This is a genomic window from Hydrogenivirga caldilitoris (genome assembly GCF_003664005.1).
Lineage (GTDB): Bacteria > Aquificota > Aquificia > Aquificales > Aquificaceae > Hydrogenivirga > Hydrogenivirga caldilitoris.
Window position 1 is genome coordinate 734,877 of record NZ_RCCJ01000001.1, and the last position, 26,236, is coordinate 761,112.

General features: G+C 46.0%; 20 protein-coding genes. 12 read left to right on the forward strand and 8 right to left on the reverse strand.

Translation table 11 applies throughout. The features are described from left to right. The first annotated feature begins 12 nt into the window (after positions 1-12). From BCF55_RS04025 to smc, 3 genes are read left to right on the forward strand one after another with little or no spacing between them, the layout of a single operon-like run. On the forward strand, positions 13-513 hold the full coding sequence (locus tag BCF55_RS04025) for an OmpH/Skp family outer membrane protein (protein WP_121010338.1): 501 nt from the start codon (positions 13-15) through the stop codon (positions 511-513). Further along, positions 510-1,484, forward strand: a complete 975-nt coding sequence (gene lpxD, locus BCF55_RS04030) for a UDP-3-O-(3-hydroxymyristoyl)glucosamine N-acyltransferase (protein ID WP_121010341.1) — start codon at positions 510-512, stop codon at positions 1,482-1,484. The genes BCF55_RS04025 and lpxD overlap by 4 nt, the downstream gene beginning before the upstream one ends. Further along, the gene (smc, locus tag BCF55_RS04035) at positions 1,481-4,960 is read left to right on the forward strand and encodes a chromosome segregation protein SMC (RefSeq protein ID WP_121010344.1); all 3,480 of its coding nucleotides are present in this window, start codon (positions 1,481-1,483) and stop codon (positions 4,958-4,960) included. The genes lpxD and smc overlap by 4 nt, the downstream gene beginning before the upstream one ends. Here the strand turns inward: smc and BCF55_RS04040 are convergent, their stop codons facing one another. The 6 genes from BCF55_RS04040 to BCF55_RS04065 all read right to left on the reverse strand — a co-directional run bounded on the left by BCF55_RS04040 (position 4,961) and on the right by BCF55_RS04065 (position 11,030). After that, entirely contained in the window at positions 4,961-5,329 is a 369-nt protein-coding gene (locus BCF55_RS04040; protein WP_121010347.1) for a Gfo/Idh/MocA family oxidoreductase, read from the reverse strand. It abuts the gene before it with no gap. A gap of 1 nt (position 5,330) precedes the next feature. Beyond that, on the reverse strand, positions 5,331-5,738 hold the full coding sequence (locus tag BCF55_RS04045) for a hypothetical protein (RefSeq protein WP_121010350.1): 408 nt from the start codon (positions 5,736-5,738) through the stop codon (positions 5,331-5,333). An 83-nt stretch (positions 5,739-5,821) separates the two neighbouring features. Continuing rightward, entirely contained in the window at positions 5,822-7,180 is a 1,359-nt protein-coding gene (locus tag BCF55_RS04050; RefSeq protein WP_121010353.1) for a hypothetical protein, read from the reverse strand. A gap of 57 nt (positions 7,181-7,237) precedes the next feature. Beyond that, positions 7,238-9,856: an arsenate reductase (azurin) large subunit gene (locus BCF55_RS04055; RefSeq protein ID WP_121010356.1), complete on the reverse strand. Its 2,619-nt coding sequence runs from the start codon at positions 9,854-9,856 to the stop codon at positions 7,238-7,240. Between the two features lie 17 nt (positions 9,857-9,873). After that, on the reverse strand, positions 9,874-10,368 hold the full coding sequence (locus BCF55_RS04060; RefSeq protein ID WP_121010359.1) for an arsenate reductase (azurin) small subunit: 495 nt from the start codon (positions 10,366-10,368) through the stop codon (positions 9,874-9,876). Between the two features lie 167 nt (positions 10,369-10,535). Then, positions 10,536-11,030: a hypothetical protein gene (locus tag BCF55_RS04065; protein WP_121010362.1), complete on the reverse strand. Its 495-nt coding sequence runs from the start codon at positions 11,028-11,030 to the stop codon at positions 10,536-10,538. 18 nt (positions 11,031-11,048) lie between these two features. On the opposite strand from BCF55_RS04065, the gene BCF55_RS04070 reads away from it, so the two are divergent. From BCF55_RS04070 to BCF55_RS04100, 7 genes are all read left to right on the forward strand, one after another. Continuing rightward, entirely contained in the window at positions 11,049-11,894 is an 846-nt protein-coding gene (locus tag BCF55_RS04070; RefSeq protein ID WP_121010365.1) for a substrate-binding domain-containing protein, read from the forward strand. After that, positions 11,891-13,579 carry a sensor histidine kinase gene (locus BCF55_RS04075; protein WP_121010368.1) on the forward strand — a complete coding sequence of 563 codons (1,689 nt, stop codon included), beginning with the start codon at positions 11,891-11,893 and terminating at the stop codon, positions 13,577-13,579. Before BCF55_RS04070 ends, BCF55_RS04075 begins: the two co-directional genes overlap by 4 nt. Further along, positions 13,557-14,885 (forward strand): sigma-54-dependent transcriptional regulator, encoded by a 1,329-nt coding sequence (locus BCF55_RS04080; RefSeq protein ID WP_121010371.1) that lies wholly within the window; start codon positions 13,557-13,559, stop codon positions 14,883-14,885. Before BCF55_RS04075 ends, BCF55_RS04080 begins: the two co-directional genes overlap by 23 nt. Before the next feature lie 23 nt (positions 14,886-14,908). Next, positions 14,909-18,349: a reverse gyrase gene (rgy, locus tag BCF55_RS04085; RefSeq protein ID WP_121010374.1), complete on the forward strand. Its 3,441-nt coding sequence runs from the start codon at positions 14,909-14,911 to the stop codon at positions 18,347-18,349. Positions 18,350-18,354: 5 nt separating this feature from the next. Next, a complete protein-coding gene (locus BCF55_RS04090) occupies positions 18,355-18,759 on the forward strand; it encodes a hypothetical protein (protein ID WP_121010377.1) in 405 nt (134 codons plus the stop codon). Between the two features lie 20 nt (positions 18,760-18,779). After that, positions 18,780-20,666, forward strand: coding sequence for a 1-deoxy-D-xylulose-5-phosphate synthase (gene dxs, locus BCF55_RS04095; RefSeq protein ID WP_121010380.1), 1,887 nt, complete (start codon positions 18,780-18,782; stop codon positions 20,664-20,666). 73 nt (positions 20,667-20,739) lie between these two features. Further along, positions 20,740-21,276: a hypothetical protein gene (locus BCF55_RS04100; RefSeq protein ID WP_121010382.1), complete on the forward strand. Its 537-nt coding sequence runs from the start codon at positions 20,740-20,742 to the stop codon at positions 21,274-21,276. Here the strand turns inward: BCF55_RS04100 and trmB are convergent. Then, positions 21,266-22,165: a tRNA (guanosine(46)-N7)-methyltransferase TrmB gene (trmB, locus tag BCF55_RS04105; RefSeq protein WP_121010385.1), complete on the reverse strand. Its 900-nt coding sequence runs from the start codon at positions 22,163-22,165 to the stop codon at positions 21,266-21,268. The two genes, BCF55_RS04100 and trmB, sit on opposite strands and share 11 nt — an antisense overlap. A 61-nt stretch (positions 22,166-22,226) precedes the next feature. Here trmB and BCF55_RS04110 point away from each other — a divergent pair, with 61 nt between their 5' ends. Beyond that, entirely contained in the window at positions 22,227-23,156 is a 930-nt protein-coding gene (locus BCF55_RS04110) for an NADH-quinone oxidoreductase subunit B family protein (protein WP_121010388.1), read from the forward strand. Further along, positions 23,122-24,471 (forward strand): nickel-dependent hydrogenase large subunit, encoded by a 1,350-nt coding sequence (locus tag BCF55_RS04115; RefSeq protein WP_121010391.1) that lies wholly within the window; start codon positions 23,122-23,124, stop codon positions 24,469-24,471. The genes BCF55_RS04110 and BCF55_RS04115 overlap by 35 nt, the downstream gene beginning before the upstream one ends. Here the strand turns inward: BCF55_RS04115 and polX are convergent, their stop codons facing one another. Continuing rightward, on the reverse strand, positions 24,472-26,217 hold the full coding sequence (polX, locus tag BCF55_RS04120; protein WP_121010394.1) for a DNA polymerase/3'-5' exonuclease PolX: 1,746 nt from the start codon (positions 26,215-26,217) through the stop codon (positions 24,472-24,474). Positions 26,218-26,236: the final 19 nt, after the last annotated feature.

Genomic DNA, 26,236 nt, shown 5'->3' on the forward strand with positions numbered 1-26,236 from the left:
AAGGAGGTTACCATGTACAAGTTAGCTCTGCTTATGGCGGTCATTCTCATGACGGGGATTTCCTATGCTGTTCCCAATTTTGCCTGTGTAGACACCAACAGGATTCTTCAGGAGTCCAAGCTCGTGGCTGATGCCCAGAAAGAGCTAAGGGAAAAGCTCATAGACTACCAGTCTCAGCTTGGTAAGAAGGAGCAACAGCTGGATGAGTTGAAGAAGCAGATAGAGAGTAAGGCGATATCCCAGCAAGCTAAGGAGCAAAAGATAAAGGAATATCAGAAGCTTGAGTCTGAGGCAAGGGAACTCCAAACGAAAGCTCAAAAGGAGTTGGGGGAGATGAAGGAGAGGCTTGAGACTATGGTGTATAACAGGGTGAAAGAAGCGGCGGAAAAGCTGGCAAAGGAGAGGGGCTATACGGGCGTTATGGACTGCGGCGTTTTCATATATAAGGATACGAACCTTGATATAACAACGGAGATAATAAAGATAGTTGATGCCGGCACTCAAAAGAAATGAAGCTTAAGGATATAGCTGAGCTAACGGGAGGAGAGCTTTACGGCGACCCTGAACTTGAGCTTGCGGGTGTCTCCTCGCCCCAGAACCCTAAGTTGGGTACGGTAGTGTTCTGCCAATCCGAGAAAGACGTGGAAAGAGCTTTGGCAGGTAACCCTTCTGCCCTTGTGGTGAACCGTGAAGTTGACTTTACCCACTACGTTAAGGTTGAAGACGTTCGTTACGCCCTTGCTCTGTTCCTTGAGCGTTTTTATCCTGAAGAGCATCCTGAAGGGATATCGGAGAAGGCACAGATAGGTAAAAACGTATCAATAGGGGAAAGGGTTTACATAGCCCCATTCACCTACATAGGGGACAACGTGGTCCTTGAGGATGACGTTAAGGTCTATCCCTTCACTTATGTAGGAAACAATACCTTTGTGGGGGAGGGTACGGTCCTATTCAGTGGGGTCCATATATACCCAAATACGGTTATAGGTAAGGGTGTAAGGATCCACAGTGGTACGGTTATCGGTGCTGATGGTTTCGGATACCACATAGGGAAAGGAGGCATAAAGAAGCTTAATCACATAGGCAACGTCATTATAGAGGACTTCGTTGAAATAGGTGCCAACACTACTGTAGATAGGGCTATGATAGATTCAACACGGGTTGGTAAATTTAGCAAGCTTGATAATCTTGTCATGATTGCTCATAATTGTGATATAGGTGAGGGGAATATAATAGTGAGTCAGGTGGGAATCTCAGGGAGTGTCAGGACGGGTAAGAACGTGATACTCGCAGGGCAGGTGGGAGTTGCTGACCATGTTTATATAGGGGATAACGTTATGGTAACTGCCAAATCTGGAGTCTCAAAGGACCTCCCACCGGGTAAGGTTTACGGGGCTTCTTTGCCTGCTATAGAGTGGACTAAGTGGAGGCGTATATACGCCTCCCTCATGAAGCTCCCGGATATTGTAAAGAAGTTGAGATGAAAGCTTTTGTTGAGAAGATTGTTGTTGAGGGTTTTAAATCTTACGGCAAGGAGCTAAAGGAAATCCCTATAGGTCCCGGTTTCGTTGCCATAGTAGGTCCGAACGGAGCAGGTAAATCAAATATAGGGGACGCTCTTTCCTTCGCTCTTGGAATAGCTACCACGAAAACTCTCAGAGCCAAGAACCTATCGTACCTCATATTCTCAAAGGATGGGGAAAGAGCCCCTTACGCCTACGTTGAGGTTCATTTCAAAAACGAGGGAGCCTTTCCTGTACCCGATGAAAACGTGATTGTATCAAGAAAAGTTACACAGGACGGAAGGAGCACCTTTAAAGTAAACGGTGTTACTGTCCGGGAGAAAGACCTGAGAGACTTCCTATCCAAGGCGGGGATATACGATAACGGATACAACGTTGTTCTCCAGGGTGACATAGTAAGGTTCCTGAAGATGACCTCGGTTGAGAGGAGGAAGGTTATAGAGGACGTAGCTGGAATAAGCGATTACGAGACAAAGAAGCAAAAAGCTATAAATGACCTTATGGAGGTTGACATAAAGATAAGGGAGCTAAAACTCCTTCTTGAAGAGATAAAGGTGCAGTTGAGTAAACTTAAGGAGGAGAAGGATAAGCTTGATAAGTACAAAAAACTTCAGGAGGAGAAGAGGGATACCGAGATAGCCATACTCTCAAAGGAGATAAACAGATACAGTTCTGAAGAACTCAAACTGTCAGAGGAACTGAACGCCTACCAGGAAAGGCTCAACCTGATAAAGGAAAACATAAAATCTAAGGAAGAGACGCTCGCTGAAAAGGAAGGCAAGCTTAAAGACTTGAGTGATAAGCTACTCCCCTTCAGAGAGAGAATAGGGAAGATATCCTCCGACATTGAGCACATAGGCAAGGAAATAGATAGGAAGGAGCACAGAAGGGAAGATATCCTCCTTGAAAAGGATAAGGAAGAGAAGGCTCTCGGATATCTAATTAAGGACATTGAAAATCTCACAGAGGAGCTGCAGCTTCTTCGTTCAGAGCTTGAGCTAAAGGAAAGGGAGTATGAGGAACTTAAAGCCCAGGAGGAAAGAGCCTATTCAGAGTTAAAGGAGCTTGACGATAAATTGAAAGTATCCATAGAAGAGGCGGAAAAGGCAGAGGAGAAAGAAAAGCAACTGAAAGAGTATATAGAAGAAAGGAAACAGGAAGAGAATACAATAAGACTCAAACTGAAAGAAATAGAGTTAAAAATTGAGAAAACTTACGAGGATATAGAGAGGCTTAAAGAAGAGAAGGAAACCACAAGGAAGAAAATAGAGGAATCCTTTGGTGAACTGGAGAAGTACCGCCGGATGAGAGCGGTTGAACAGGATACACTCAAACAGGAAAGGGAGTACATAAAAAGGGTTGAGGAGGAACTCAAAGACATAAGAAAGAAGCTGGAAGAGGTTATAAGAGGAAGGGCTTACGTAGAGAGCAAGCTTGCCAGCTCTGAACCCCTTGATGTCCTCTTTGAGGGTATAGACGGGGTTTACGGAACTGTCGGGGACCTCATAACCGTTAAAGACCCCGAACACATACGTGCCGTTGAGGTTGCCGGCGGAGGAAGGCTCAGATACGTGGTCGTGGAGGACGAAAACGTTGCGAAGAGGTGCATAGACTTCTTGAGAGAGAGAAACCTGGGACGTATGAGTTTTATACCTTTGAACAGAATAAAGGCTGATGTAAACCTACCCCCCTATCCAAGGGTGAAAGGTGCTGTGGACTTTGCCATAAACCTTGTGGAGTACGACGAAAGGTTTGAAAGGGCTGTAAGGTTTGCCTTCGGAGACACATTGATAGTGCAAGATTTTGAATCTGCAAGGAGTATAGGTATAGGAAACTACAGGATGGTTACCCTTGACGGTGAACTTTTTGAGAAAACAGGCGTTATCACGGGAGGAAGTCAGAGGAGCGGTGGTGAGCTCGGAAGGAGGTTTTATGAGGAGGAGAGAAGGAAGCTTGAAATGGAAGAACATGAGCTCAGGGAGAAGGAGCAAGATACCCTTATAAAGCTCAGAGCCTTGAGGAGTGAGATTGCAGAGAAGGAAGGCGTTTTGAAGGTCCTGGAGAAAAAACTCTCTGAGTTTGAAGAGCTGTCTAAAGAGGGTGACAGAAAGCTGGCAGAGTTTGACCAAAAACTTGCCAAGGCTGAAGAATACATAGGTATATTGAGGGAGCAGGAAGAGGAGCTAAAGGAGAGGCTCAAAAAGCTCAAAGAAGATATAGAGTACAGTGAGGAAAAGCTCAAGAACCTGTCCCTTAAAAGGCAGGACATAATAAACTACTACCGTTCTTCTGGAATAGAGGAGAAAAGACAAGAGTACGAGCGTATAAAGAGAAGGGTTGAAAATAAGAGGGCTGAACTTGAGAATATTAAGCTCGCCTTCAGAGATAAGGAGGCGGAGATCAAAGCTGTTGAAGAGGAAGTTCAGAGGAAAAGAGCCTACATAGAGAGCCTTGATAGGGAATACGAGGGGCTGAATCATGAGATACAGGAGCTCAGGACAAAACGTGAGGAACTTGAAAACAGAGTTAAGGATATAGAAGCTCAGGTTTACCAGTTCTATAAGGAGAAAGACAGGACGGAGGAGGAGGTTAGAGACCTGCAGGCAGAGCTTGGAAGGCTAAGGGTTGAGGAGGAGGACCTCTATACGAAGGTAGGTGACCTGAGTGCAAATCTGAGTAGAGTTCAACAGAAACTTGCAGACCTTAGGCAGAGGCTTCAGGAATTGGACTTTGAGGGGCAGCTGCCCGATGTAACAGAGGGTTTAAATAAGTTGAAAGAAAGGCTTTTCAAAATAGAGAGGGAGCTTGAACATCTTGGTAATGTGAATCTCAGAGCTGAAGAAGATTACCATGAGGAGCTCCATAGGTACAACGATTACGAGGATAAGCATAAAAAGCTCCAGGAGGAGAGGAAAGCTATAAAGGACATGATAGAAGAGATTGAGACCAAGAAACTCAACGCCTTTATGGAAGCTTATGAGAATATAAACAAGAGTTTGAAGAAGATATTTTCCTTCCTCTCACCGGGAGGCAAAGCTCAGATGGTTATAGAGAACGAGATTGACCCCTTCAGCGGCGGGATAAGCCTCATAGTCAAACCGCGGGGTAAGGACGTGCAGTACCTGGAAGCTATGTCCGGAGGAGAGAAAACCCTTGCTGCCCTTTCCCTTATATTTGCGATTCAGGAGTACAAACCTTCGCCCTTCTACTACTTTGACGAGGTTGATGCCCACCTGGACGAGGCGAACGCTAAGAAGGTAGGAGAACTTATAAAGGAAAAATCAAAAGAGGCTCAGTTCATAGTTGTTACTCTGAGAGAAGTCTTGGCAAGCTTTGCTGACAGGTTGATAGGAGTGTCTGCAAGAGGTGGTATATCTCGTGTGTTCCCGGTTGAAAACCTATCAAGTGTTTTAGGAGAAGGTAAGGAGGTTTCCTGACTATCTGGGATACACCTTTTCTCCCTTTGTTATTAAAGCCCACACAAGATAAGCTACCTTTTCCGGGACTATAACGGTATTTCTGTTACTCTGCCTACTAAGTATCTCGTGAAGCTCAGTCCTGAGAACTGCATCACCGGTTAGGTCAAAAAGGACATCTATCTCATCACCGAGAGCTTCAAGGAGATTTCTCGCGTCTTTGAAGTATCCTGCTCCAGCTTCCTTGGCTTTCCTGACAGCCTCCTTCTCCTCTATGGGCTCGGCAACCGCAACTACCTTTATATTGTGAGCTCCAGCCTCCAACAGAGCGTCCAGGAACACACTTCCAACCTTACCAAGACCGGCTATGGCGACCTTAACTGTTCTCATACTAACCTCCTATCTCATGATAATAGGTTTCCAGGAGTACTCTGAGTTTTTTATAACTCCTCTGAAACACCTTCCTTTCAAGGAGAAACCTGTCTTTCCCCTGAGAGAACTTTACGAAGCTCTCAACCTTTCTGAAAACGAGCTTCCTGTCTTCAAGCTCAAGGATTGTGTCTATCAACCTGTTTCCTGAGAAAAACAAAATGGCATGATGCCTCCTTATCCTCAGATGCCTGCGAACCGATGGGCATGTTTTGGGAGAACAGAAGAGTATAAATATTCTGGAAGCATATCTGCTGAATATCTCTTTGAAAAGAGGATGTTCTGTCCCTTCTTCAGAAAAACAGACTATGAAATCCTTCTCTTCACCTATTAGAAGACCGAAACTCTGCCTATCAAGGTTAGGGAGCATAAGTTCCTCCACAGCCGTTATTAAAAAACCGCCCCGAGGGGGCGGCAAAGGAGCAGCCGTACAGGGGGCGGCGGCACAAAAGTTCAGAACTCAAGCTGGAGCCTTGCGAATATCTCGTTGACTGAGGATTTATCTACACCGTTGTAGAGGTACTTTCCGGCATCACCAATGGAAGCTACAGCCCCGCCGAATTCAAGGTTCATGTGCTTTCCGGTGTTATAAGTAAGCTGGACTCCAAACTCCGTTCCGAGGTTTTTTCCAGCGTTTGTATCAATGGTGTTGTCTCCATCTGAATCGTACCACATATCCTTCGCAGACCTAAACCAGCCACCTACGATTTGAGCGGAGAGTTTCTCCATTATAGGAACGTCAATCTTCGCCTGTAGGGTTATAAGACCATGTCCCCTGTTGCCCGGCTCAAGACCGAAGTCGTTAACATCTGAAGGTCCGTGAGGAGTGAAGATGTAAGTGTAAGCCCAATAGCCGGCGGTCCCAAGAACGTTATGGGTTGTAATGAATCCTCTTTTTGAATCGGTGGTCTCTTTACCGCTTGAGTAAACACCAAGAACGCTTACATTAGCAGGTCCGACCTTGGCAGAAGGCTCCAGCCTGACAAGGAACCCGCTGTTATCTGTGTTTCCTACCTTACCTGTGTTGTAAAGAACTACCCCGTGAACTTTGAACATATCTAAGTCAGCGGTTGCATGGGCACCGAGCCAAGTCTGGTTGAGTTTGGTTGCAGGAGCGTCGTTCCCAGGATTATTATCGCTGTCTATACACTCCTGGGTTGTACCAGGGATACAAACCTTTCCATAAGCTCCGTACCAGTGGACACCTACGTCCACTCCTCCCGCTTTGGTGTTCAGGTCAAGGACTATGAAGTGTTCATCCTGATCCTTGTTTATCTGGGAGTTGTTTATGAGAGCCTGACCTTCCACAAGCCTTACGTAGGCGGCTCTCCAGTTAAAGGTTCCAGTGCTTCCTGCATAGGCTATTCCTCCTATGTTCAGATCCCAGTCTGCGGAGAAGAGCATCTGGTCAACCTGGTCGTTGGCTGGGAGGATACCTGCCATTACCTTACCGGGACCGGCGGGGAAGTAGAGGTATCCGTACCTTATTCCCCTTGCCTGAAGTCTGTTGAAGGCGTTAATAGCGTAAACTCCACGGGGATCACTGGATGCCGGAGAAGAGCCTCCCCATCCGCCTCTATACTCAATCTGGATGAAACCACCTACGTTCTCCTCGGTGTGGACGTCTAAGTTGAGCCTTAACCTCTGTCTAAAGAAGTCGTACTGCTTTTCAGAGCCTATGTTTGAGTTGTTGTACATGACCCTGTACTGGATGCCAAAGTCAATGTTGGCATCGCTGAGCTTGACTGCATAAGTTGGTGCTGAGAGAACAGCTGTGGAGAGCACCGCTCCTAAAAGCAATTCCTTTTTCATAACTGCACCCCCTTCAGAGTTTTTTAAAAACGGGAGGGGAGCCCCTCCCGCAGATAATTAGCTAAAGTCATTGATTGGCAAGAACGAAGTGTACTTGGCAACGTGTTCAAGCTTGCCCGAAAGTTTCCTTATCCCTACCCTTGAAGCCTTGTACCAAGGTATCGTCGTCTTCGGGTCGGTGTAGCTCGTTGTCAGGTGGTTGAGAGACTCGTGGAACCTGTACATGAGTCCGTAAACCGTTCCCGGAGGCGGAGAGTCATTCACGTACACAACGGCAACGCAGTTACCCTCCATGTTGTAAACCTCTACAAGGTCTCCGCTCTTAATACCGAGTCTCTCCGCATCTCTGTAGTTCATCTCTATGTATGGCATAGGTATGGTGAAAACCTTCTCGGGCAGGTGTCTGTCATGGTATCCCGTTTGCCAGAATATCTGAGTCCTTCCGTTGGTGAACCAGAAGGGGAACTTCTTATCGTTTCCGTGCTCCAGATACTTGACTATCTGAGGTGGATAGAACTTCTTCGGGTCTGGTTCCCACGGGTCCGTTCCGTACCACTTCCACTTTCCATCGGGTGTGCCAAACTTGTAGGTGTATCTTCTCTTGGTTCCGACTGGTTTTCCGGTCCTGGGGTCTATCCTTACGGGCGTTTGTATGCCCTTTTGTCCCAGTTCTCTAAGGAGATCATGGGTTACACCCCTGTAACATTCTGCCGGAAGCTTTGCCTCGTCTTCCTCTGAAACCCTGTTGTCTGGAAATTCTTCCCATCCGTCCTTGAATACCTCTGCTGCATCCTTCCAGTCCATTCCGGAGCAGTACTTGGCTTCCTCATAATTGCCCTCTGCTTCGTAGAGCTCTTTCATCCTTGTGGCTATCCTTCCCCATATCCACCAGTCTGGTTTTGCATCCCCAGGAGGGTCCATGAACTTGTCGGCTATTCTCAGGAGTCTGGAGTTACAGTTGATGTAAGTGGTAGGTGTCTCACCCCAGCCGGCTGCGGGTAGCACAAGGTGGGCATCCCTTGCGGTCTCAATCATATACATGTTAACTACTACCAGAAAGAGTCCGTCAGTCTTTCCAAGACCTTCCAGTATCCTCTTCGCCCTCTCTTCGGAACCGGCAGGTTCACCTGCTGCGGCAGCGTATTCGGATAGGAACTTTGTCAAAGACAGAGTTCTCTCATGAACCCTCTTCTTATACTCCTGCGCGTTGGGGGTTGAGAGGTAAGGGTCTGTTCCTGATACGAAGTAAACTTTAGACCTGAGATCCCACTTAACGTACTCGTCTATGTTGGGAGGGGGTCCTCCAGCGTATATGGACCCGACCAAGTTGGCTCTGGACTTTCCGTGAGGTCTTACGTAACCTTCCTGGTGTCCCCCCTGTCTTCCGCAACCCGTTCCGGGTTTTCCGTAGTTTCCTGTAAGAGCCGCTATCTGAGCAATAGCCGCTATGGTGTCGTAGTTCTTGTAACCCCATATAACGCCTTTCTCGTATACGGTTAGCGTTCTTCTCCTATGACCTCCCTTCTTGGGTTTGGCTATCCACTCAGCCGCTTTCTCTATGTCTGCCTTTGAAACTCCTGTAAGTCTTTCAACCCTTCTCATGAACTCTTCATAGGGGACGTCAAGCATAAGAGACTTTTTCTTGTAGTCTTCAAAGGTTTTCAGGTCTGTCCTCTTCCTTATAAACTCCTCATCGTGCCACCCTTTCTCGTAGATAGCCCTGGCTATGGCGTTAGCAAGGACGTAGTCCGTTCCAAGATTTGGTCTCAGGTGAAGAACCCTTCCGGGGGCAACATCCTCAGCTACAGTGACAGACGCTGTCCTTCTGGGGTCAACAACTATGAGCCTCGCAGGTTCGGCAGGTTCACCCCTGTTGTACTCCTTCTTCTTTTCCTCAATAGTCGCTCCCTGTATGTTGGGAAGCATGTGCTCGGTGTAAAAAACTGAAGCGGTCTCAAAGGAGTTTGCTCCCCAAAGAACTATCGTATCGGCAAGCCTTGCGTCCTCATAGGTGTAGTTGAGCTCGTGGGCTCCTCTCTCCCTCTGACCCCATACCTCGGAGTTGTAGGCTGGTCTGTTGTGGATGGAGAGCATCCTCGTCCCCACCGCTATGAAGAAGAACTTTCCAACAGCCCAGTTGTCCTCAAATCCAGACCCTGAACCTCCATGGTCGTGGATCTTCATCGCTATGGAGTCAGGTCCCCAAGAGTCCTTAACGCCCTTCACAACCCTCGCAATTATGTCTATGGCTTCGTCCCAGCTTATAGGTTGGAACTGGTCTCCGACCCTTAGGAGGGGATAATGGAGCCTGTTTCTCGTTGGTTTTGTAGGGGCATAAGTAGCTTGGGCGTTTGTACCACCTCTTATGGAGTAGTTCCCTCTGTTTATAGGTGAGGCTTTAGAGGGTAGGACTAGGACGTTGTACTGTTTTCCATCGTGGTCTGTAACCACAGTGTGCATGTTTTCAACCATTGCCTGTCCTTGAAGCGCAACCTGTTGCTTGGTGAAATCTATTCCAAGAGCGTTCTCGTTTGGCTTTGGTCCTCCGTCCTTCCCTACGGGCCACTTGTAAACGTCATAACCGCATCCTACGTTACAGTACTGACAAACAGCGTTAAACTTCTTGGCATCCTTAGGTGGTATAGGTAACTTGTCCTTCCTTGCAAAAAGTGCCATGACTCACACCTCCTTTATTATTTAGGGAGAAGGTTTATAGCCCTTCCCCATACAAGACCTTCAACAGCTTCAGCGTAAATGTTTCCCCTTCTGTCAACGCTCAGTTTTATCTGCGGTAGCCACTCGGAAGCGTGACCCTGGTAGGTCTGTCCGTTCTTAGCCGGGTCAAACATTGAATAGTGACACTTACATACGAATCTCCCCTTAGAGTATTGCAGGGGGCATCCCTGGTGAGTGCACAGGGCAGAGAAGGCAACTATGTCCTTGTCCGGTCCAACCCCACCTATGGCTGGCCTTCCTATCTTTACAAGAACTGCGGGCGAGTTCTCATCAGGATAGTTGAACATTATTGGCTTGTGAGCTTTTACATCTCTTATGCTGGCTATCTTCTTCTTTCTATAGGGTAATGAAGGCGCCACACATGCCTTTGCGAACCTGTGGCTGACAAGCAGTGTTCCAAGAACTATAGAGCCCCCTACAAAGGTCCGTCGTGACACGTTGAGCTTCAACATGCTCCACCTCCTCAAAATGTTTCTCATGATCTATGGCAAGAATCGTGCCAAAAAGTGGGATACAGGGAAAAGTGCTGAGGCTCAGAGACTATAAGACTATAGTTATTTTCTTATGTATATCTTTGGATGGTCAAAATCTGAGCATCTGTGGTCAAAATCTGACCACTTTACTCCTCTTCGTAGGAATAAACACAGTGGGGTAAGTTCCTGATCTCTTCAGATGAGGCTCTTATAAGAGCTTCGCCTCTTGACTCCTTTATAACATCAAATTTTTTCTTGAGGAGGTTTATACAGAACTCTTCCATTACCTTTACCCTGTAAGTCTTACTTTCAACCTTCTTCTTTTTGCTTTTGTCCTTTTCTTCCTTTATGGGATTTTCGGATACAGGCTTGCAGCTGAGATTATTGATAAGGAAAAGCTCTCCAGACCTTAGCTGGCAAGCGAGAGCATCGTATTTTGGACATCCGGTGGAGGGTTTTATGTAAAGCTTGTCTTCCATAACCTCCAACTCGCATTTTCCACAAACCTGTGGAACCAGGCTCTTTTCTGTTATGACAGACTTGCAGTAGAGAACGTTCTCTACAACCTCATAACATACCTTTTTAACCTCTACAGAACGGGAGAAAGACAGAAAGTAAACCAGGAGCAACAGGACAAACATAGGTTTATTTTATATCCTATGGTTCTTCTTATAGTTCTGTTTTTAACCTTGGGACTTTCCTTTCCTCAGGAGGTTTACCGTTTTGGTTTTACGGCCGTGGTTGCAAAAGAGGATGTAAAAAGTGTTGAGAAGTTCCTAAACTATCTCAAGGAGAAGACGGGTTACAGCTTCGTTCCGGTCTTCACGAAATCTTACGATGAGATGAGTTATCTCCTCAGCAGGGGAATGGTTGATGCGGCATACATATGTGGAGCCCCTTACGTGGAAGATAAAGACTATGCGGGTTTTGAGCTCCTTGCAGTTCCTCTTTACAGAGGGAAACCCCTTTACTACTCCTATGTTATAACAAGGAGGGAAAAGGGATATAAGAGCATCTTAGACTTCAAGGGCAAGCCCTATGCCTTTTCGGACCCAAAATCAAACTCAGGTTCGGTTGTTCCCACCTACATACTTATGAGAAACGGCTACAAAGCTGAGAGGTTTTTCAAGCCAATAGTGTACACTTACAGCCATTCGGAATCCATTCTTGCTGTTTACTACGGGTTCGTTGAAGGGGCAAGCGTTGACAGTGTGGTCTTTGACCAGTTTGCAAAAAAATCCCCTGAGGTGGCGTCTCAACTCAAAGTTGTGGAGAAATACGGACCTTATCCCATAACTCCTGTGGTCGTTAGAAGTCAGCTTAGTGAAGACGTGAAGTACGCTCTGAGAAAAGCATTGACCCTTATGTCCAAGAACCCAAAAGGGAGAGATATCCTTTCGGAGCTTTCCCTTGATGGATTTACCGTGGTTGAGGACAGCTTCTACAACCCCATAAGGGAGATGATAACCTTTATAAAGAACACCTCTCTGAGTTTACAGAAATGAAGAGGCTAATATATAGACTGCTGAGTCTAAATATAGGAACCAAACTCACCATAACCTTTATATTTCTTATATTTATAACTTCTGTACCTCTCTCCTACGTGGTTATTAATCTCAGTGAGAGGATATTTTACGAGAACACCGTAAAGTCCTTGAAAGATAACATAATAAGCGAGGAATTCCAGCTAAGGTATTACATGATAAACAGGGATTACTGGAGTCTATTCAAGTTTGTAAAGGGGCTTGCCCAGAAGAATTCCGTTTCTGAGGCTGCGGTCATTGATGGGAAGGGCAGGGTTCTCGCCCATTCAGACCCCCAGAGGTATCCTATCGGGTCAGAGTACAGCGGAAAGGGGGACATCTCTTATCCTATCGTCGGTCTTGGGTCTGAGGTTGGTTCTGTAGTTTTACTCCTGAATAGGGAAAGCATATGGGCTGAGTTTAAACCAATAAGGCTTTTCCTGATGTTCTCAGCCCTTCCTTTTGCCTTAATAAGCCTTCTCCTGGGGGTGTTGATATCTTACAGGATAAGGTCAAGACTCTCAAGGATAGAGAAATCAATAGAGGTTGCGAAGAAGGGGAACCTAGCCGAGTTGGAAAGAGTTGAGTTCCTGGAAAAGGATGAGCTTCAGGATTTTGCTGACTTTCTCTTTGAAACCATAAAGGCTCTCAGAAACTATTACGAGAACATAGACTTTGCCCAGAGGTTTTACGGAAACCTGCTAAACACTATCAACGAGCTTGTATTCGTCACCGACAGAGACGGAAAGGTTTTTTACGTTAACGACAAGGTGAGAGACATAGGTTACAGGATGGAGGAACTTATAGGAAGAAGCATTGAGAGCATAGTTGAGTATCCCAAAGAATTTGTACAGGAAAAGGAGTCCAAGTACAGGGAGGTAAGGGTGAAGGGGAGAGATAGAGCCATACCTGCTCTGATGGGAGTTGCCCATTACGAGGACTGGAACATAGTTACCCTTGTGGATATATCCGACAGGAAGGTACTTGAGGAAAAACTCAAGAGAATGGAACTCTTCTCTACACTTGGAGAGATGAGTGCAAACTTAGCCCACGAGCTTAAGAACGCTATGTTGCCCCTTAACCTTCTCTCCTCTGTTGATAAATTATCCGAGGAAGACCTCTTTGTAATAAGGAACTCCCTTTCTAGAATGACAAGGTTGGTCAATATGTTTCTCAACTTTGCAAAACCTTCCTCTGTTGAAAGGACTAAATTCAAGTTATCTCTGGTAGTTGACGAAGTTCTTTCCTTGACGGAGACTAAAGTGAAGGAGAAGAACGTAAGGATAGTGAAAAAGGTGGAAGACGTTGAGGTGGCTTCCTCAAGGGACCTGATAGAGATAATACTGATAAACCTGCTTTCAAACGCCATAGATGCCGTAGAGGAGAGGGGAGAGGTAGGTATTCAAGTCTTCCTTGAAGGGGGAATTCTCAACATTGAGGTTTGGGATACAGGTAAAGGAATACCAGAGGAGGAAAAGGAGAAGGTTTTTGAACCTTTTTACACCACAAAAGAAGGCGGTTCTGGATTGGGTTTATCAATAGTTCTGAGGAATGTTTATCTTTTAAAGGGAACCCTGGAACTTAACTCTGAGCCTGGAAAAGGTAGTATATTCAAAATAAAGATACCTGTACAGGGGGCAGAGCATGGGAAGTATCCTCCTTATTGAGGACGAAAGGAATGCCAGGTATGCCCTCAAACGGGTTCTTGAGGACGCTGGTTTTTCAGTAGTTGACGTTGAAGACCCAAAGGAGGCAAAGAACCCTGACAGCTTCAGCCTTCTCATACTGGACCTTAAGCTTAAGAACCTGTCAGGTATAGATTTCCTGCAGGAACTCAGGGAAAGAGGTATAAACGTACCCGTTATCGTTATAACAGCCTACGCAAACCCTGAAAACATAATATCAGCCTCCAGATACGGAGTTGTAGACATCTTAAAGAAGCCCTTTGAGAGGGAGGAACTTTTAGAGCTTGTAGAGAGGGTACTTGAGGAAAAGGAGTCCTCCGGTGAACCGCAGAGATACTCCGAGGGTGTAATAGTTGGAGAATCCAAAAAGATGGTGGAGGTGTTCAAAAAGGTTGGTATGGCGGCTTCTACCGATATGAATGTTCTCCTTGTGGGAGAGACAGGCGTCGGAAAAGACATGCTGGCGAAGGTCATTCATGAAAAATCCCATAGAAAGGAGGGTCCTTTCATTGCTATAAACTGCTCTGCAATTCCTGAAAACCTCCTTGAAGCGGAACTATTTGGTTACAGGAAAGGAGCTTTTACTGGTGCAACGAGGGATATTAGGGGTAAGATAGAGCTTGCTGAAGGGGGAACTCTATTCCTTGATGAAATTGGAGATATGCCCCTTCCTCTTCAGGCAAAGCTCCTCAGGTTTCTTGAAACCAAGAGTTTTTACAGGCTTGGGGAAGAACGGGAAAGAAGCTCTAACGTCAGGGTGATAGCTGCTACTAACAGAAACCTCAGAAAGATGATAGAGGAGGGGAATTTCAGGGAAGACCTTTACTACAGGTTATCCCAGATACTTATAGAGATTCCCCCTCTGCGGGAGAGGAAGGAGGATATACCCATACTGATAGAGATGTTTATTGACAGAGCGAACAAAGAATTTGGAACCAGCGTTAAGGGCGTGAGCAAAGTGGCACTGGAGGAAGCCATAAGTTACGAGTGGAAAGGGAATGTGAGGGAACTTAAGAATGTAGTCTACAAAACCGTCCTTGAGACAAAGGGAGGGTACATAGAGAAGTTTATCTTTGACCAAGAATGTCGGGAGAATGTTGAAGAGCTTTTAAACAGATGTATGAGCATGCTATCGGAGGAAGAGTATAAAGAGTTCCTTGCAAGGGCGGAGAAAAGCCTTCTGAGGTACCTCCTGGATAAATACGAGGGAAACAAGAGCAAGGTAGCTAACCTGCTTGGTATTTCCAGAAACACCCTGAGAATGAAGCTAAAAACTTTAGGTCTTTAAAATTCTAATAAAATTATAAGGCTATGATTTCAGCAGTCTTTGAAAATCTGTGCCCTAACTGTGGGGGAAGGATAAGCTCTGACAGGGTTTTAAAAGGGCTCCCCTGTGATAAGTGCCTACCTAAGGAAGTCTCAAGGGACAAACTCTGTTCCGTAATAAAGAAAGGCTCTATGAGGGAACTCTGTGACATTGAAGAGAAGGTAAACAGGTGGGAACTCTTTTTCAGGGAGAACGTAGGCAGTACTCCCTGGAGTCTTCAACGTTCATGGGCTAAGAAGGTGTTTCTAAAAAGGAGTTTTGCCCTTCTTGCTCCCACCGGAGTTGGCAAAACTACCTTCGGTGTTACTGTGGCTGCCTTTCTGGCTAAAGAGGGAAAGAAGAGTTATATAATCCTGCCTACAAAACTTTTGCTTGAGCAGGTTCAGAAAAGCTTGATAAAAGCTGGCGTACCTGAGGGGGAGCTCCTTGTAGCTGGAGAGGTGACGGAGAAAAAAAAGAGGGAGGCTAAGGAGAAGATAGCCGGAGGAGATTTTAAAGTTCTGGTAACCACATCAATGTATCTGTATAAAAACTATGAACTGATACCAAGGGAGTTTGACTTTATATTCGTTGATGACGTTGACTCTTTCCTAAAGACTGCAAAGAACATAGATAAGGTCTTATACCTTTTGGGCTTTTCGGAAGAGGAGGTCCAAAGAGCCTATGAGCTTGTAAGACTGAAGGAAAAAAGGAATAAATCCAAAGAAGACTGGGAACTTATAAAGGAGGAATCCCAAAAGATAGCAGAGCTTTCTTCTAAGGCAAGGGGAGTGCTCGTTGTCTCCTCAGCTACGGGGAACCCCCGCTCAAACAGGATAAAGTTGTTTAAAGAACTTCTTGGTTTTGAAGTTGGGAGGCCTACCGTTTACCTACGGAACGTTGCAGACGTATATGAAGAACCTGAAGATATGGACAGAGCCCTCGTTGAAAAGGTCAGGGAACTTGGTGGTGGTGGACTTATATTTGTTTCTTCTGACTTGGGGAAAGAAGGTGTGAACAGAGTACTGAAACTTCTGAAAAAGGAGAAGATAAAAGCTAAATCTTACGAGGAACTCAAAGACTTTTCTGAGTTTGAGAAGGGAAAAGTTCAGGTTCTTATAGGTATATCCTCTTACAGAAATCCTTTGGTCAGAGGGCTTGACCTGCCACACGTCGTGAGATACGCCCTTTTCTATGGTGTCCCCAAGATAACCGTTTCACTTAACATAGAGACAAGCGTCTCCCACCTGCTGTGGGCACTTTTATCTATAAGACCAACAATAGCAAAGTCGCTCAAGGATAAAGTGAAAGACGTTGACAGGTGGATTCAGACACTGAGAAGGTACTCCTTTATAAGTGAGAGTTTTATTGAACAGAGCCCCGAGCTTGGTAAAAGGATAGAGAGTTTGAGGAAGGAAGTTCAAAAGTTCCTTCTCTCAAAGGAGGTTAAGAAGCTTCTTGAAAGCTCTGAAGAACTGACACTCAGGAAAACCGAAGAAGGCTACACCATGGTTGTTGCTGACGTAACAGGCTACCTTCAGGCTTCGGGGAGAACTTCAAGGATGTTTGCGGGTGGTGTCACTAAGGGGCTTAGCTACATACTGGTTGATGACAGAAGAGCTTTAAACAACCTCTTCAGAAAGGTAAGGTGGTTTAACGAGGATGTCCGATTTGTTCCAGCAACCGAGATAAAGCTGGAGGAGCTGCTGAAAGAGATAAACGAGGATAGAAGAAAGGTAAAAGCCCTCCTTGAGGGCAGGGAAGAGGTGGAAAGGAAAGAGCATATAAAACCTGTCCTTGTCGTGGTGGAATCTCCAAACAAAGCCAGAACCATAGCGAACTTCTTTGGAAAACCAATATCACGACGTTTCGGAGACTTTGAAGTCTTAGAGATAGCCGCCGGAGACCTTTACCTTATGATTACTTCTTCTTTAGGGCACATCCTTGACCTGACGAAGGAGGAAGGTTTTCACGGGGTCATAGTGGATGGAGACTTCACTCCCATTTATGAGGTTATAGAGGGTAAGGATAAGACCGTTGAGGGGCTCAGACTGATAGCTGAGGAGGTTGAAAGTGCTTACGTTGCGACTGACCCTGACACGGAAGGGGAGAAGATAGGCTGGGATGTAGGCGCATTGCTTACCCCCTTTGTTAAGGAGATTCGCAGGGTAGAGTTCCATGAAGTTACAAGAAGGGCGATAGGTCAGGCTCTGAAGAACCCAAGAGATTTCAATGAGAACTTAGTTAAGGCTCAGGTAGTCAGAAGGATATCGGATAGGTGGATCGGCTTTGAGGTTTCTCGCATACTTCAATCAACCTTTCAGAAAGCTTGGCTTTCTGGTGGTAGGGTCCAGATACCCGTCCTGGGCTGGATAGTGGAGCGAGAGAAGGAGTACAGAAAAAAGAGACAGGTTGTTCAGATAACCTTCAGAGGAGAAGGAAGCTGGTTACGTGTTGAATTTGAGTTTCCTGATAAGAAAGAGGCAAAAAAGTTTTTTGAGAAACTCAAAAACGTGGAGGTCAACCTCCTTGAGGAGAGAGAGGAGGAACTCTCACCACCCGGACCTTTTACCACGGACACACTTTTAAAGGAGGCCTCGGATAGGTTTAGGTTCAGCGTGAAAAAGACCATGCAACTTGCTCAGGACCTGTTTGAGAAGGGCTTCATAACTTACCATAGGACTGACTCCACCCGTGTATCAGATGTGGGTATAGCGGTCGCCAGGGAATTTGTGACGGAGAACTTTCCGAAAGAACTCTTCTCGGCGAGGCGCTGGGGAAGCGAGGGAGCTCACGAGTGCATTAGACCGACAAAACCCCTGGATAGCGAAGAGCTCAGGTCGGTGATTCTCTCTGGTCAGGTTCAGGAGCTTACCAGGGACCATATAGTCCTGTACGACTTGATATTTAAAAGATTTATGGCATCACAGATGAAGTCTGCAAAGGTTAAACTAAGCAGGGTTGTGCTTCGTGCCCTTGACCGAGAGCAGGAGCTTGAGCTCAGAACGGGAGTTGTTAAGGACGGTTTTAACTTGATCTACCCTATAGAGCTGCATCCAGAGCTTAAAGGCAGGATACCTGTATCTGACAAGAAGGAGTTAAAGGAGGTTCCGAGCGCTTACCTCTTCACACAGGGAAGTTTGGTTCAGGAGATGAAGAGGAGGGGAATAGGAAGACCCTCCACTTACGCGAGCACAGTTGAGAAGTTACTTGACAGGGGGTACGTGATAGAGAGGAGCGGTTTCCTTATCCCTACAAAGCTTGGAAAGGAAGTTTATGAGTTTCTTAAAAACCAGGAGAGGATAATACCTTTCGTATCGGAAGAGTTCACCAGGAAACTTGAGGAGCTAATGGACAGTGTGGAAGAAGGGAAGGAAGACCACAACGAAATCCTTAAAACCCTTTACGAGGATATAATAGAATTTGAGGTGAGCGTGAGGAGGTAGTGAGTATGAACTATCACCCTTTAGTGATATACTTTGCAGTTGGGGCACTGGTTTCCTCTTACCTCGCTTATTTACTGTACTTCACACTGCTTAACAGGATAGGTTTCGTTTTTTACTACGCCCTGACAAATCATGTTGCTTCAGTTCTGCTTTCAATACTTGCCGTACTGACTGGACTTTCTATCTCAGGAGCTCAATATGTCCAGGAGAAAGCACCTTTCATATTCCTTTTCCCCCATAAATGGCTCGGTATAACCCTTGCAGGATACACCCTTGTCACCTTTATACCTCTTTGGATAAAACAGAGAGAGCTGAGCAGAAATATCGGTATAGTCTTCTCTTTTATCGGCTTTGCCTTATCTGTTGCGGTGCTTGTGTTTGGCTGGCTCTTGAGATTGATTTTCTTCTGAAGGGAAATAACTTTTAGCTTATGCTTAAGAAATACAGACTCCTCTCAGAGTATAAGGGACCCGAAGATATAAAACGTTTTGGTGAGGAAGAGTTAAAGGAGCTCGCTCAGGAGGTAAGGGACTACATAATTGAGGTTACCTCTCAGAACGGTGGGCATGTGGGTCCCGGTCTTGGTGTTGTTGAGCTAACCATAGCTCTCTTAAGGGTCTTTGACCCCCCAGAAGACACGATAATCTGGGATATAGGGCACCAGGGTTATCCCTGGAAGATTCTGACCGACAGGAAGGAAGTGTTCCACACTCTCAGACAGTATGGAGGGATAGCAGGTTTCCTGAGAAGGGAAGAAAGCCCGTACGACGCCTTCGGGGCAGGGCATAGCTCCACCTCTATATCTGCAGCTCTTGGATTCAGAATAGCCAAAGACTTGAAGGGTGATGAGAGCTTTGTGGTGGCTGTTATAGGTGACGGGGCGATGACGGCAGGAATGGCTTTTGAGGCGCTGAACAATGCCGGACACATAAGACCTGACAGGTTCATCGTTATACTCAACGATAATGAGATGTCTATCTCCCCAAATGTGGGGGCTATATCCACTTACTTGAACAAAATAATAAGCGGACACTTCGTCCAGGAGTCACGTCAGAGGATAAAGGGGCTCTTGAAACACCTTGGTGAAACGCCTCTGAGGTTTATGAAACTTACCGAAGAGTTTCTGAAAGGGCTCATATCCCCCGGTGTCCTCTTTGAAGAGCTGGGTTTTAACTATATCGGTGTTGTGGACGGCCACAACATCAGTGCCCTTGAAAAGACCCTGCATAACGTAAAGGAGATAAAGGGTCCGGTACTTCTTCACGTGGTTACAAAGAAGGGAAAGGGTTACCCACATGCAGAGGAAGACCCCGTTAAGTGGCATGGGGTGGCTCCCTACAAGGTTGAGTCTGGTGAGATCATTAAGAAGCCTTCTCCACCTACCTGGACCTCCATCTTTGGGAAGGCTGTTGTTGAATTGGCAGAGATGGATGAAAGGGTAGTGGTGATAACGCCGGCTATGAGGGAGGGCTCTGGTCTGGTTGAATTTTCAAAGAAATTCCCGAGCAGATTCTTTGACGTTGGTATAGCGGAGCAACACGCCGCAACCTTTGCGGCTGGATTGGCATGTGAAGGTATGAAACCCATAGCTGCCTATTATTCCACCTTTCTCCAGAGGGCTTACGACCAGGTTATACACGATATAGCCCTTCAGAGGCTGCCCGTTACCTTTGCTATAGATAGGGGAGGCTTGGTAGGAGACGATGGACCAACCCATCACGGCGTCTTTGACCTCTCCTATCTGAGGTGTGTGCCCAACATGGTGGTGGCTGCCCCCAAGGATGAGCAGGAGCTCAGGAATTTACTCTATACCGCTGTGAACAGCTCCCTTCCCTTTGCCGTAAGGTATCCTCGTGGTTGTGCTTACGGTGTACCCGTGGAAGACTTTGAAAGCATAGAGATCGGAAGTTGGGAAGAGCTTCTTGAAGGGGAGGAGGTCGTTGTGCTTGCGACAGGGTACCCGGTGTATCAGGCACTGAAAGCAGCGGAGAAGCTTTACAAGGAAGGCATACGCATAGGTGTTGTGAATGCGAGGTTTGTAAAGCCTATGGACGAGAGCCTCCTTGAGAAACTGGCAAGGAAGTATGAACTTTTCATAACGGTTGAGGATAACACCGTTGTGGGAGGCTTCGGAGCGGGTGTTCTTGAGTTCCTGTCCAGAAAAGGTATTCTAAAGCGTGTGGTCAACCTGGGAGTCCCAGACAAGTTTATAGAACATGGTAATCAGAACCTATTGAGAAAGATTATAGGTATTGACTCTGATGGTATAGAAAGAGCCGTAAGAGACCTTCTTACCAAGAAAACCCTTGAGTATTAATCACCTTTATAAAGTTATAAATTTGTGATGTTGATAAATCTTAAACTTTAAACATAATAAATAGAGGGGTGTTATGGAACAGGTAGAGGAGTTTACCTTCAACATAAAGAAGTTTCTTTCAAACATAAGCTCTGCACAGGAAGAGGAGTTAAACGAACTTCGCAGGTGGCTTGGAAGGAACGAGAAGCGTTTTATGTGTATCCTTGAACATCACTTTGCCTTTGATAACTATGCACATCTGATTGAGGACTGTGAGAAGGACAGGTGTATGGTTAACTGGCTTAAGGTCTACAAGTATATAAACATACTCGGTATACAGCTCAATATGACGGTTTACCCTGTTATACTCTGGGACATACCTCTGGGTGGAGCCCACCAGATCTCCTACAATGCCCAGTTCCGATACAAGAAAGGATGGATTTCCAAGAGGGAAACCATTGAGGTGAACGGAAAGGAGCTTGAAGAGTATGTTCTTAAAAAACTGCCCAGGGATGGTTTCTATATAGCTCACAAACTTCAGAACGAAGTGATAAAACTTGCAGACTATATAATAAGTGTGGTTTTCTCAAGGATAATGAAGTGTGAGGGTATCAACGAGATTATGGTCTGAATGCAGCTTCTGCGACCCTATTAACTGCCTTCTGGATGTTTTCAGTCCTTAAAACCTCACTATGAGGCGATATATCAACTATCCATGTCCTGCCCTTTTTCCTAAGCTCAATAAAGAACCTCTGGGTGAAGCCCTCTTCAGACAGGAGTGCCTCTATGAGCTCAGAATCAGGGCGCCTATAAGCCCTAAACAGTCTTAGGTAAACACCTTCCTCAAGCTTGAACTCTTTACCTTCAAGACTTTCAGTGTGTGGCTCCTTTCCCTCTATTCTCACAGGGAACAACTCCTTTACCTCCTTTAGCTTTGGTAATTCTATAAGTTTTGTCTCACCTACCTTGACCAAGGTTAACTGGTATAATTTCCTTCCTTGAGAGAGCCATTTGGCTTCATACTTGGTTAAAGGCTCACTTGTCTCTAACTCCCTAAGTTCGTATTCAAAACCACCGAGCCACGTTGCCTCTTCAATTGTAAACTCTGCAAAAGGCAGATGGTCCGTTCTTACATATAGGCTTCCCCCTTTCTTCAGCTTTTTTGAGAACAGGAAGAGTTTTTCTCTGCTCGTCACCCTTCTCTTAGTATCTCTCCTCTTGAACCAGGGGTCTGGATAGTTTATGTATATGCTCCTGATGGAGTTGTCTTTCAGAAGGAGGTGAAAGCCCCAGTAAGCGTCCAATCTAACGCAGGATATATTCTTTATGCCAGCGCTCTTTACTCTCTTCTGGAGCTTTTCTATGCCAATTCCGGAGAGTTCAAACCCCAAGGCTATAACGTCAGGGTTATCATTGGCTATCCTTAAAAGGAAGTCTCCCCGACCAAAGCCAATTTCTACGAGAACTTCATCCCACGGGAGGGGCTTCTCAACTCTCTTGTAATTCAGCGGGCAGAGCATAATGTTAACTACTCCTTCCTTACGAAATATGTCTTGGAGGGTATATTAATATTAAGTTAACATGAATCTCTTATGGCTCCAAGGGCTTACCTGTAGCGGGAATACCCAGTCTTTCCTATGTGCTGAGAACCCCTCTGCGGACGAGGTCCTCGGTATGTTTGAGGTGCTCTTCTGTCCTTTCTCCAGCTGGGAAGTAGATATGGAAGAGGTTATCCTAAAGCTCCTTAGGAGGAGAGAGGAGCTTAACGTTCTTATACTTGAAGGTGCGGTTGGTGGGAGTGACCATAGAGTCTGCAAGAGGTCTTTTGCAGAGGTGGTAAGGGAACTTTCCAGAAGGGCAGACTATGTTATAGCTCTCGGTAACTGCGCAGTTTTTGGTAACATACCTGCCAAGTATGACCAAGAGGTAAAGGGTCTCCAGTACCGGTTCAAACAGATGGGAGGTGTCTTGGGAAGAGATTTTCGTTCCCGTTCTGGACTTCCAGTTATAAACCTCTCAGGTTGTCCGGCTCACCCCTCATGGTTGTCCTATGTTCTTCTGCAGATACTTTCGCAGAGAAAAATAGAACTTGATGAACTAGGCAGACCTAAGGAGTTATATGCCTATCTTACCCATCATGGTTGTATTAGGAACGAGTACTTTGAGTGGAAGGTTGAGGCAGAGGAGTTGGGTAAAAAGGAGGGCTGTCTCTTTTATTACTTTGGTTGCAAGGGACCCATGACACACTCCTCCTGCAACAGGATACTCTGGAACGGCTTGAGTTCAAAGACAAGGGTTGGGATGCCCTGTGTGGGCTGTACAGAGTATGACTTTCCCCGTGAGGGGATGCTTGAAACCAGGCACCTTATGGGCATACCTGATGAGCTTCCCCTGGGAGTTTCCAAGAGAGGATACATACTTATATCTGGAATAGCCAAGACCTTTGCCCCAGAAAGGTTAAAAAAGAGGCTTATGGATGAAGATTCAAAGGAAACTGCTCAACAGGATTGAGGGTGAAGTTGAGCTGAAGCTACTCTGGGACAGTGGCAGGATAAAGGATGCTTTTGTGTGTGCTCCCAATTACAGAGGTTTTGAAAAACTCCTGGTTGGGAGACCGTATCTGGATGCGGTCGTAATAACGCCCCGTATATGTGGTATATGCGGGCATGCCCATCTCATGGCCAGTGTGGAAGCTATAGAAGACGCTTACAGAAAGGCTGGTTTTAAAGTTGAGCTATCGGATAAAGCTCAGAGGATAAGGAAACTCACCTTAACTTGCGAGTTCCTCCAGAACCATCTGAGGTGGTTTTATCTATACCTGATGCCCGACATTATCAAGCTTGAACCCAACCTCAGAGAGCTCTATGAACCCCTCAAGGGAAGTGTCTGGACAGAAGCTCTGAAGGCGAGCAACCTGCCTGTAAAGGTTATAGCCCTCTTTGGGGGACAGTGGCCCCATACATCCTATGCTGTGCCGGGCGGTGTTGTATGTGATCCCACAGGGTGGGAGCTTGTCCAAGCGGAGTTTCTTCTTAGGAAGCTGAAGGAATTCTTTGAGGAAAGACTTTTAGGTATGACCTTTGAGAATTACCTTTCCCTCAAGGGTGAAGAGTATTTAGAGAAACTCGGCGGAGACATGAGGGTTTTTTGTGAGGTAGCCATTGACCATGGGCTTCACGAAGCAGGAGCCAGCTACGATAGGTTCCTGTCCGGAGGCAACTTTCTACCGGGAGTCACCAGCGGTGTTCTCTCAGAAAATGGGAAAAAGTTTAGCTTTGAAGTATCAAAGGTGTCTGAGAATGAGGACTTCAGCTTTTTCAGTAAACGGAAAGAGGCTTACACCTGGTCTAAGGCTGCAAGGTATGAAGGGCTTCCCTATGAAACTGGACCGCTTGCCAGGCAACTGATGTCAGGTAACGAGATTATAAAAAACTTATATGGCAAGTATGGCAGCTCTGTGCTCGTCAGAGTTCTTGCTAGACTGGATGAAGGTGCAAAACTTCTAAAGGAAGCGCTTGTTCTTCTTTCAGGCATAAAACTGAATGAACCCTCCTGGATAAAACCTCCTCTTGAGACAAAGAACTTCAGCGGTAAAGGAGTTGGTGTCATAGAAGCCTCTCGGGGAACCCTAATACACGAGATAGAGATAAACCAGGGAAAGATAAAAAGCTACAACGTGATAACACCAACGGTCTGGAATTTGGGACCAAGGGACGGGAAGTATCTTGGAGTGGTTGAGAGAGCTGTCGTGGGAATGGCTTCAGAACTCAAAGCCGAGATAGTTGTGAGAAGTTTTGACGTATGCTCAGTTTGTACCTCTCACTGATCACTTCGCTCTCGCTAAATTCTTCCTTTTCCTTTGAACAAAATCCCTCACCTGTTTCAAGTCCTTAGTGTTAAGGATAAGCTCCGGAGGTGCCCAACCTCTGCGGGCTATCCCAACACCAATTCTGATATAGGAAAGATGGGTTACCGAGTGAGCATCCGTCACCACTGCCATCGTAACACCCCTTTCTACGCACCTCCTTATATTTTCAGGGGAGAGGTCAATCCTGAAGGTATTTATCTCAAGGGCGGTTCCTGTTTCCTTTGCAAACTCTATAACCTTATCCATGTCCAGAGGGTAACCTTCCCTTTGCCCGTAAGCCTTACCGGTTGGATGTCCTATCAGATTTACATAGGGATTCTCCATAGCCTTCAGTATCCTGTAGGTATTGTCCTGGTTGAACCTTGAATGTATAGAAGCTACGACGAAGTCAAACCCTTCCAGGAGTTCATTGGGAAGGTCTAACGAACCATCCGGGAGTATGTCTACCTCGCACCCCTTGAGTATATAAAAGCCTTTTGGATTGTAAAGTTCATTCAGCTTGTCTATAAGTTTCCATTGCTGAAGGTATCTTTCAGGGGTTAGCCCATTTGCCACCCGTGCACTCTGAGAGTGGTCTCCTATCACTATGTAACTGTAACCGAGCCTGTAAGCATGTTCTACCACCTCTTCAATAGGGTTTATACCATCACTCCAGTTGGTATGTACGTGGAAATCCCCCTTTATCTCCTCAAACTCAATGAGTTTCGGTAACTTTCCCTCAAGGGCTAACTCTATCTCACCCCAGTTTTCCCTTATCTCCGGAGGGACCCATTGCATACCGACGAGTTCGTAAACTTCCTCTTCCGTCTCTCCTCCCAGCCTCTCCTCTGTATCCGCTCTGAATACACCGTATTCGTTAACCTTTAAACCTTTCTCTTTGGCTATATCCCTTACCCTTACATTGTGCTCCTTTGAACCAGTGAAATACTGTAGTGCGGCACCCCAGCTCAAAGGTTCAACGGTTCTAAGGTCCGCCTGGCGTCCGTTTCTGAGAACAACGCTTGACTTGGTCTCCCCCTTCGCAAGGATTTTATCAACCTCCATATACTTTACAAAGTGTTCGTGTATCTTAGACCAGTCTTTCCTGTCTGCGGAAACGAGGATGTCTATATCACCTATAGTTTCCTTCATCCTTCTTAGGCTTCCCGCCACCGATATGTCCTTTATGGCTTCCTCTTTCTTCATGTACTCCAGCAGTTCCTGGGCTATTGGATAGGCGTCCAAAAGGGATATCCTCTCTTGAGAACTCTTCCATAGCTCTATACCTTTCAGTATGTTCTCAACCTTTTTTGAGCCAAACCCAGGAAGTTTAGCCAGCGAGCCGTCCTTCAAGACCCTTAGGAAGTCTTCTTTGGTTCTCACATTGAGTTTCTCGTAGGCTACCTTTAAGGTTTTTGGTCCTATTCCAGGAACGTCCATTAGCTCTAAAAGGTCTTCAGGAACCTTCTTTCTGAGGTCCTCGTACTTCTTCACTGTCCCAGTTCTCAGGAACTCCTCTATCTTCAGTACCGTTGAAGACCCTATCCCAGGAAGCTTTGAAAGCTTTCCCCTTTTGTAAAGCTCCTCAATATCATCAGGTAACTCCGATATGAGGTTTGCAGCTCGCCTGTAAGTGTTGACCCTATAAATATTGTCTCCCAAGAATTCCAGTATGTCAGCTATCTTCTCAAATATCCTTGCAAGCTCTTTGTTGTTTTTGTGCATGAGATTAATTTACTCCTCA

Excerpts from the sequence above, each read along its gene's own strand:
- smc (WP_121010344.1), top strand. The coding sequence starts at position 1,481 with ATGAAAGCTTTTGTTGAGAAGATTGTTGTTGAGGGTTTTAAATCTTAC.
- trmB (WP_121010385.1), bottom strand. The coding sequence starts at position 22,165 with ATGCTCTGCCCGCTGAATTACAAGAGAGTTGAGAAGCCCCTCCCGTGG.
- polX (WP_121010394.1), bottom strand. The coding sequence starts at position 26,217 with ATGCACAAAAACAACAAAGAGCTTGCAAGGATATTTGAGAAGATAGCT.
- BCF55_RS04060 (WP_121010359.1), bottom strand. The coding sequence starts at position 10,368 with ATGTTGAAGCTCAACGTGTCACGACGGACCTTTGTAGGGGGCTCTATA.
- BCF55_RS04090 (WP_121010377.1), top strand. The coding sequence starts at position 18,355 with ATGAACTATCACCCTTTAGTGATATACTTTGCAGTTGGGGCACTGGTT.
- BCF55_RS04050 (WP_121010353.1), bottom strand. The coding sequence starts at position 7,180 with ATGAAAAAGGAATTGCTTTTAGGAGCGGTGCTCTCCACAGCTGTTCTC.
- BCF55_RS04110 (WP_121010388.1), top strand. The coding sequence starts at position 22,227 with ATGAATCTCTTATGGCTCCAAGGGCTTACCTGTAGCGGGAATACCCAG.
- BCF55_RS04045 (WP_121010350.1), bottom strand. The coding sequence starts at position 5,738 with ATGCTCCCTAACCTTGATAGGCAGAGTTTCGGTCTTCTAATAGGTGAA.
- rgy (WP_121010374.1), top strand. The coding sequence starts at position 14,909 with ATGATTTCAGCAGTCTTTGAAAATCTGTGCCCTAACTGTGGGGGAAGG.
- BCF55_RS04100 (WP_121010382.1), top strand. The coding sequence starts at position 20,740 with ATGGAACAGGTAGAGGAGTTTACCTTCAACATAAAGAAGTTTCTTTCA.
- BCF55_RS04080 (WP_121010371.1), top strand. The coding sequence starts at position 13,557 with ATGGGAAGTATCCTCCTTATTGAGGACGAAAGGAATGCCAGGTATGCC.
- BCF55_RS04025 (WP_121010338.1), top strand. The coding sequence starts at position 13 with ATGTACAAGTTAGCTCTGCTTATGGCGGTCATTCTCATGACGGGGATT.
- BCF55_RS04055 (WP_121010356.1), bottom strand. The coding sequence starts at position 9,856 with ATGGCACTTTTTGCAAGGAAGGACAAGTTACCTATACCACCTAAGGAT.
- BCF55_RS04115 (WP_121010391.1), top strand. The coding sequence starts at position 23,122 with ATGAAGATTCAAAGGAAACTGCTCAACAGGATTGAGGGTGAAGTTGAG.
- BCF55_RS04065 (WP_121010362.1), bottom strand. The coding sequence starts at position 11,030 with ATGTTTGTCCTGTTGCTCCTGGTTTACTTTCTGTCTTTCTCCCGTTCT.
- BCF55_RS04075 (WP_121010368.1), top strand. The coding sequence starts at position 11,891 with ATGAAGAGGCTAATATATAGACTGCTGAGTCTAAATATAGGAACCAAA.
- BCF55_RS04070 (WP_121010365.1), top strand. The coding sequence starts at position 11,049 with ATGGTTCTTCTTATAGTTCTGTTTTTAACCTTGGGACTTTCCTTTCCT.
- BCF55_RS04040 (WP_121010347.1), bottom strand. The coding sequence starts at position 5,329 with ATGAGAACAGTTAAGGTCGCCATAGCCGGTCTTGGTAAGGTTGGAAGT.
- lpxD (WP_121010341.1), top strand. The coding sequence starts at position 510 with ATGAAGCTTAAGGATATAGCTGAGCTAACGGGAGGAGAGCTTTACGGC.
- dxs (WP_121010380.1), top strand. The coding sequence starts at position 18,780 with ATGCTTAAGAAATACAGACTCCTCTCAGAGTATAAGGGACCCGAAGAT.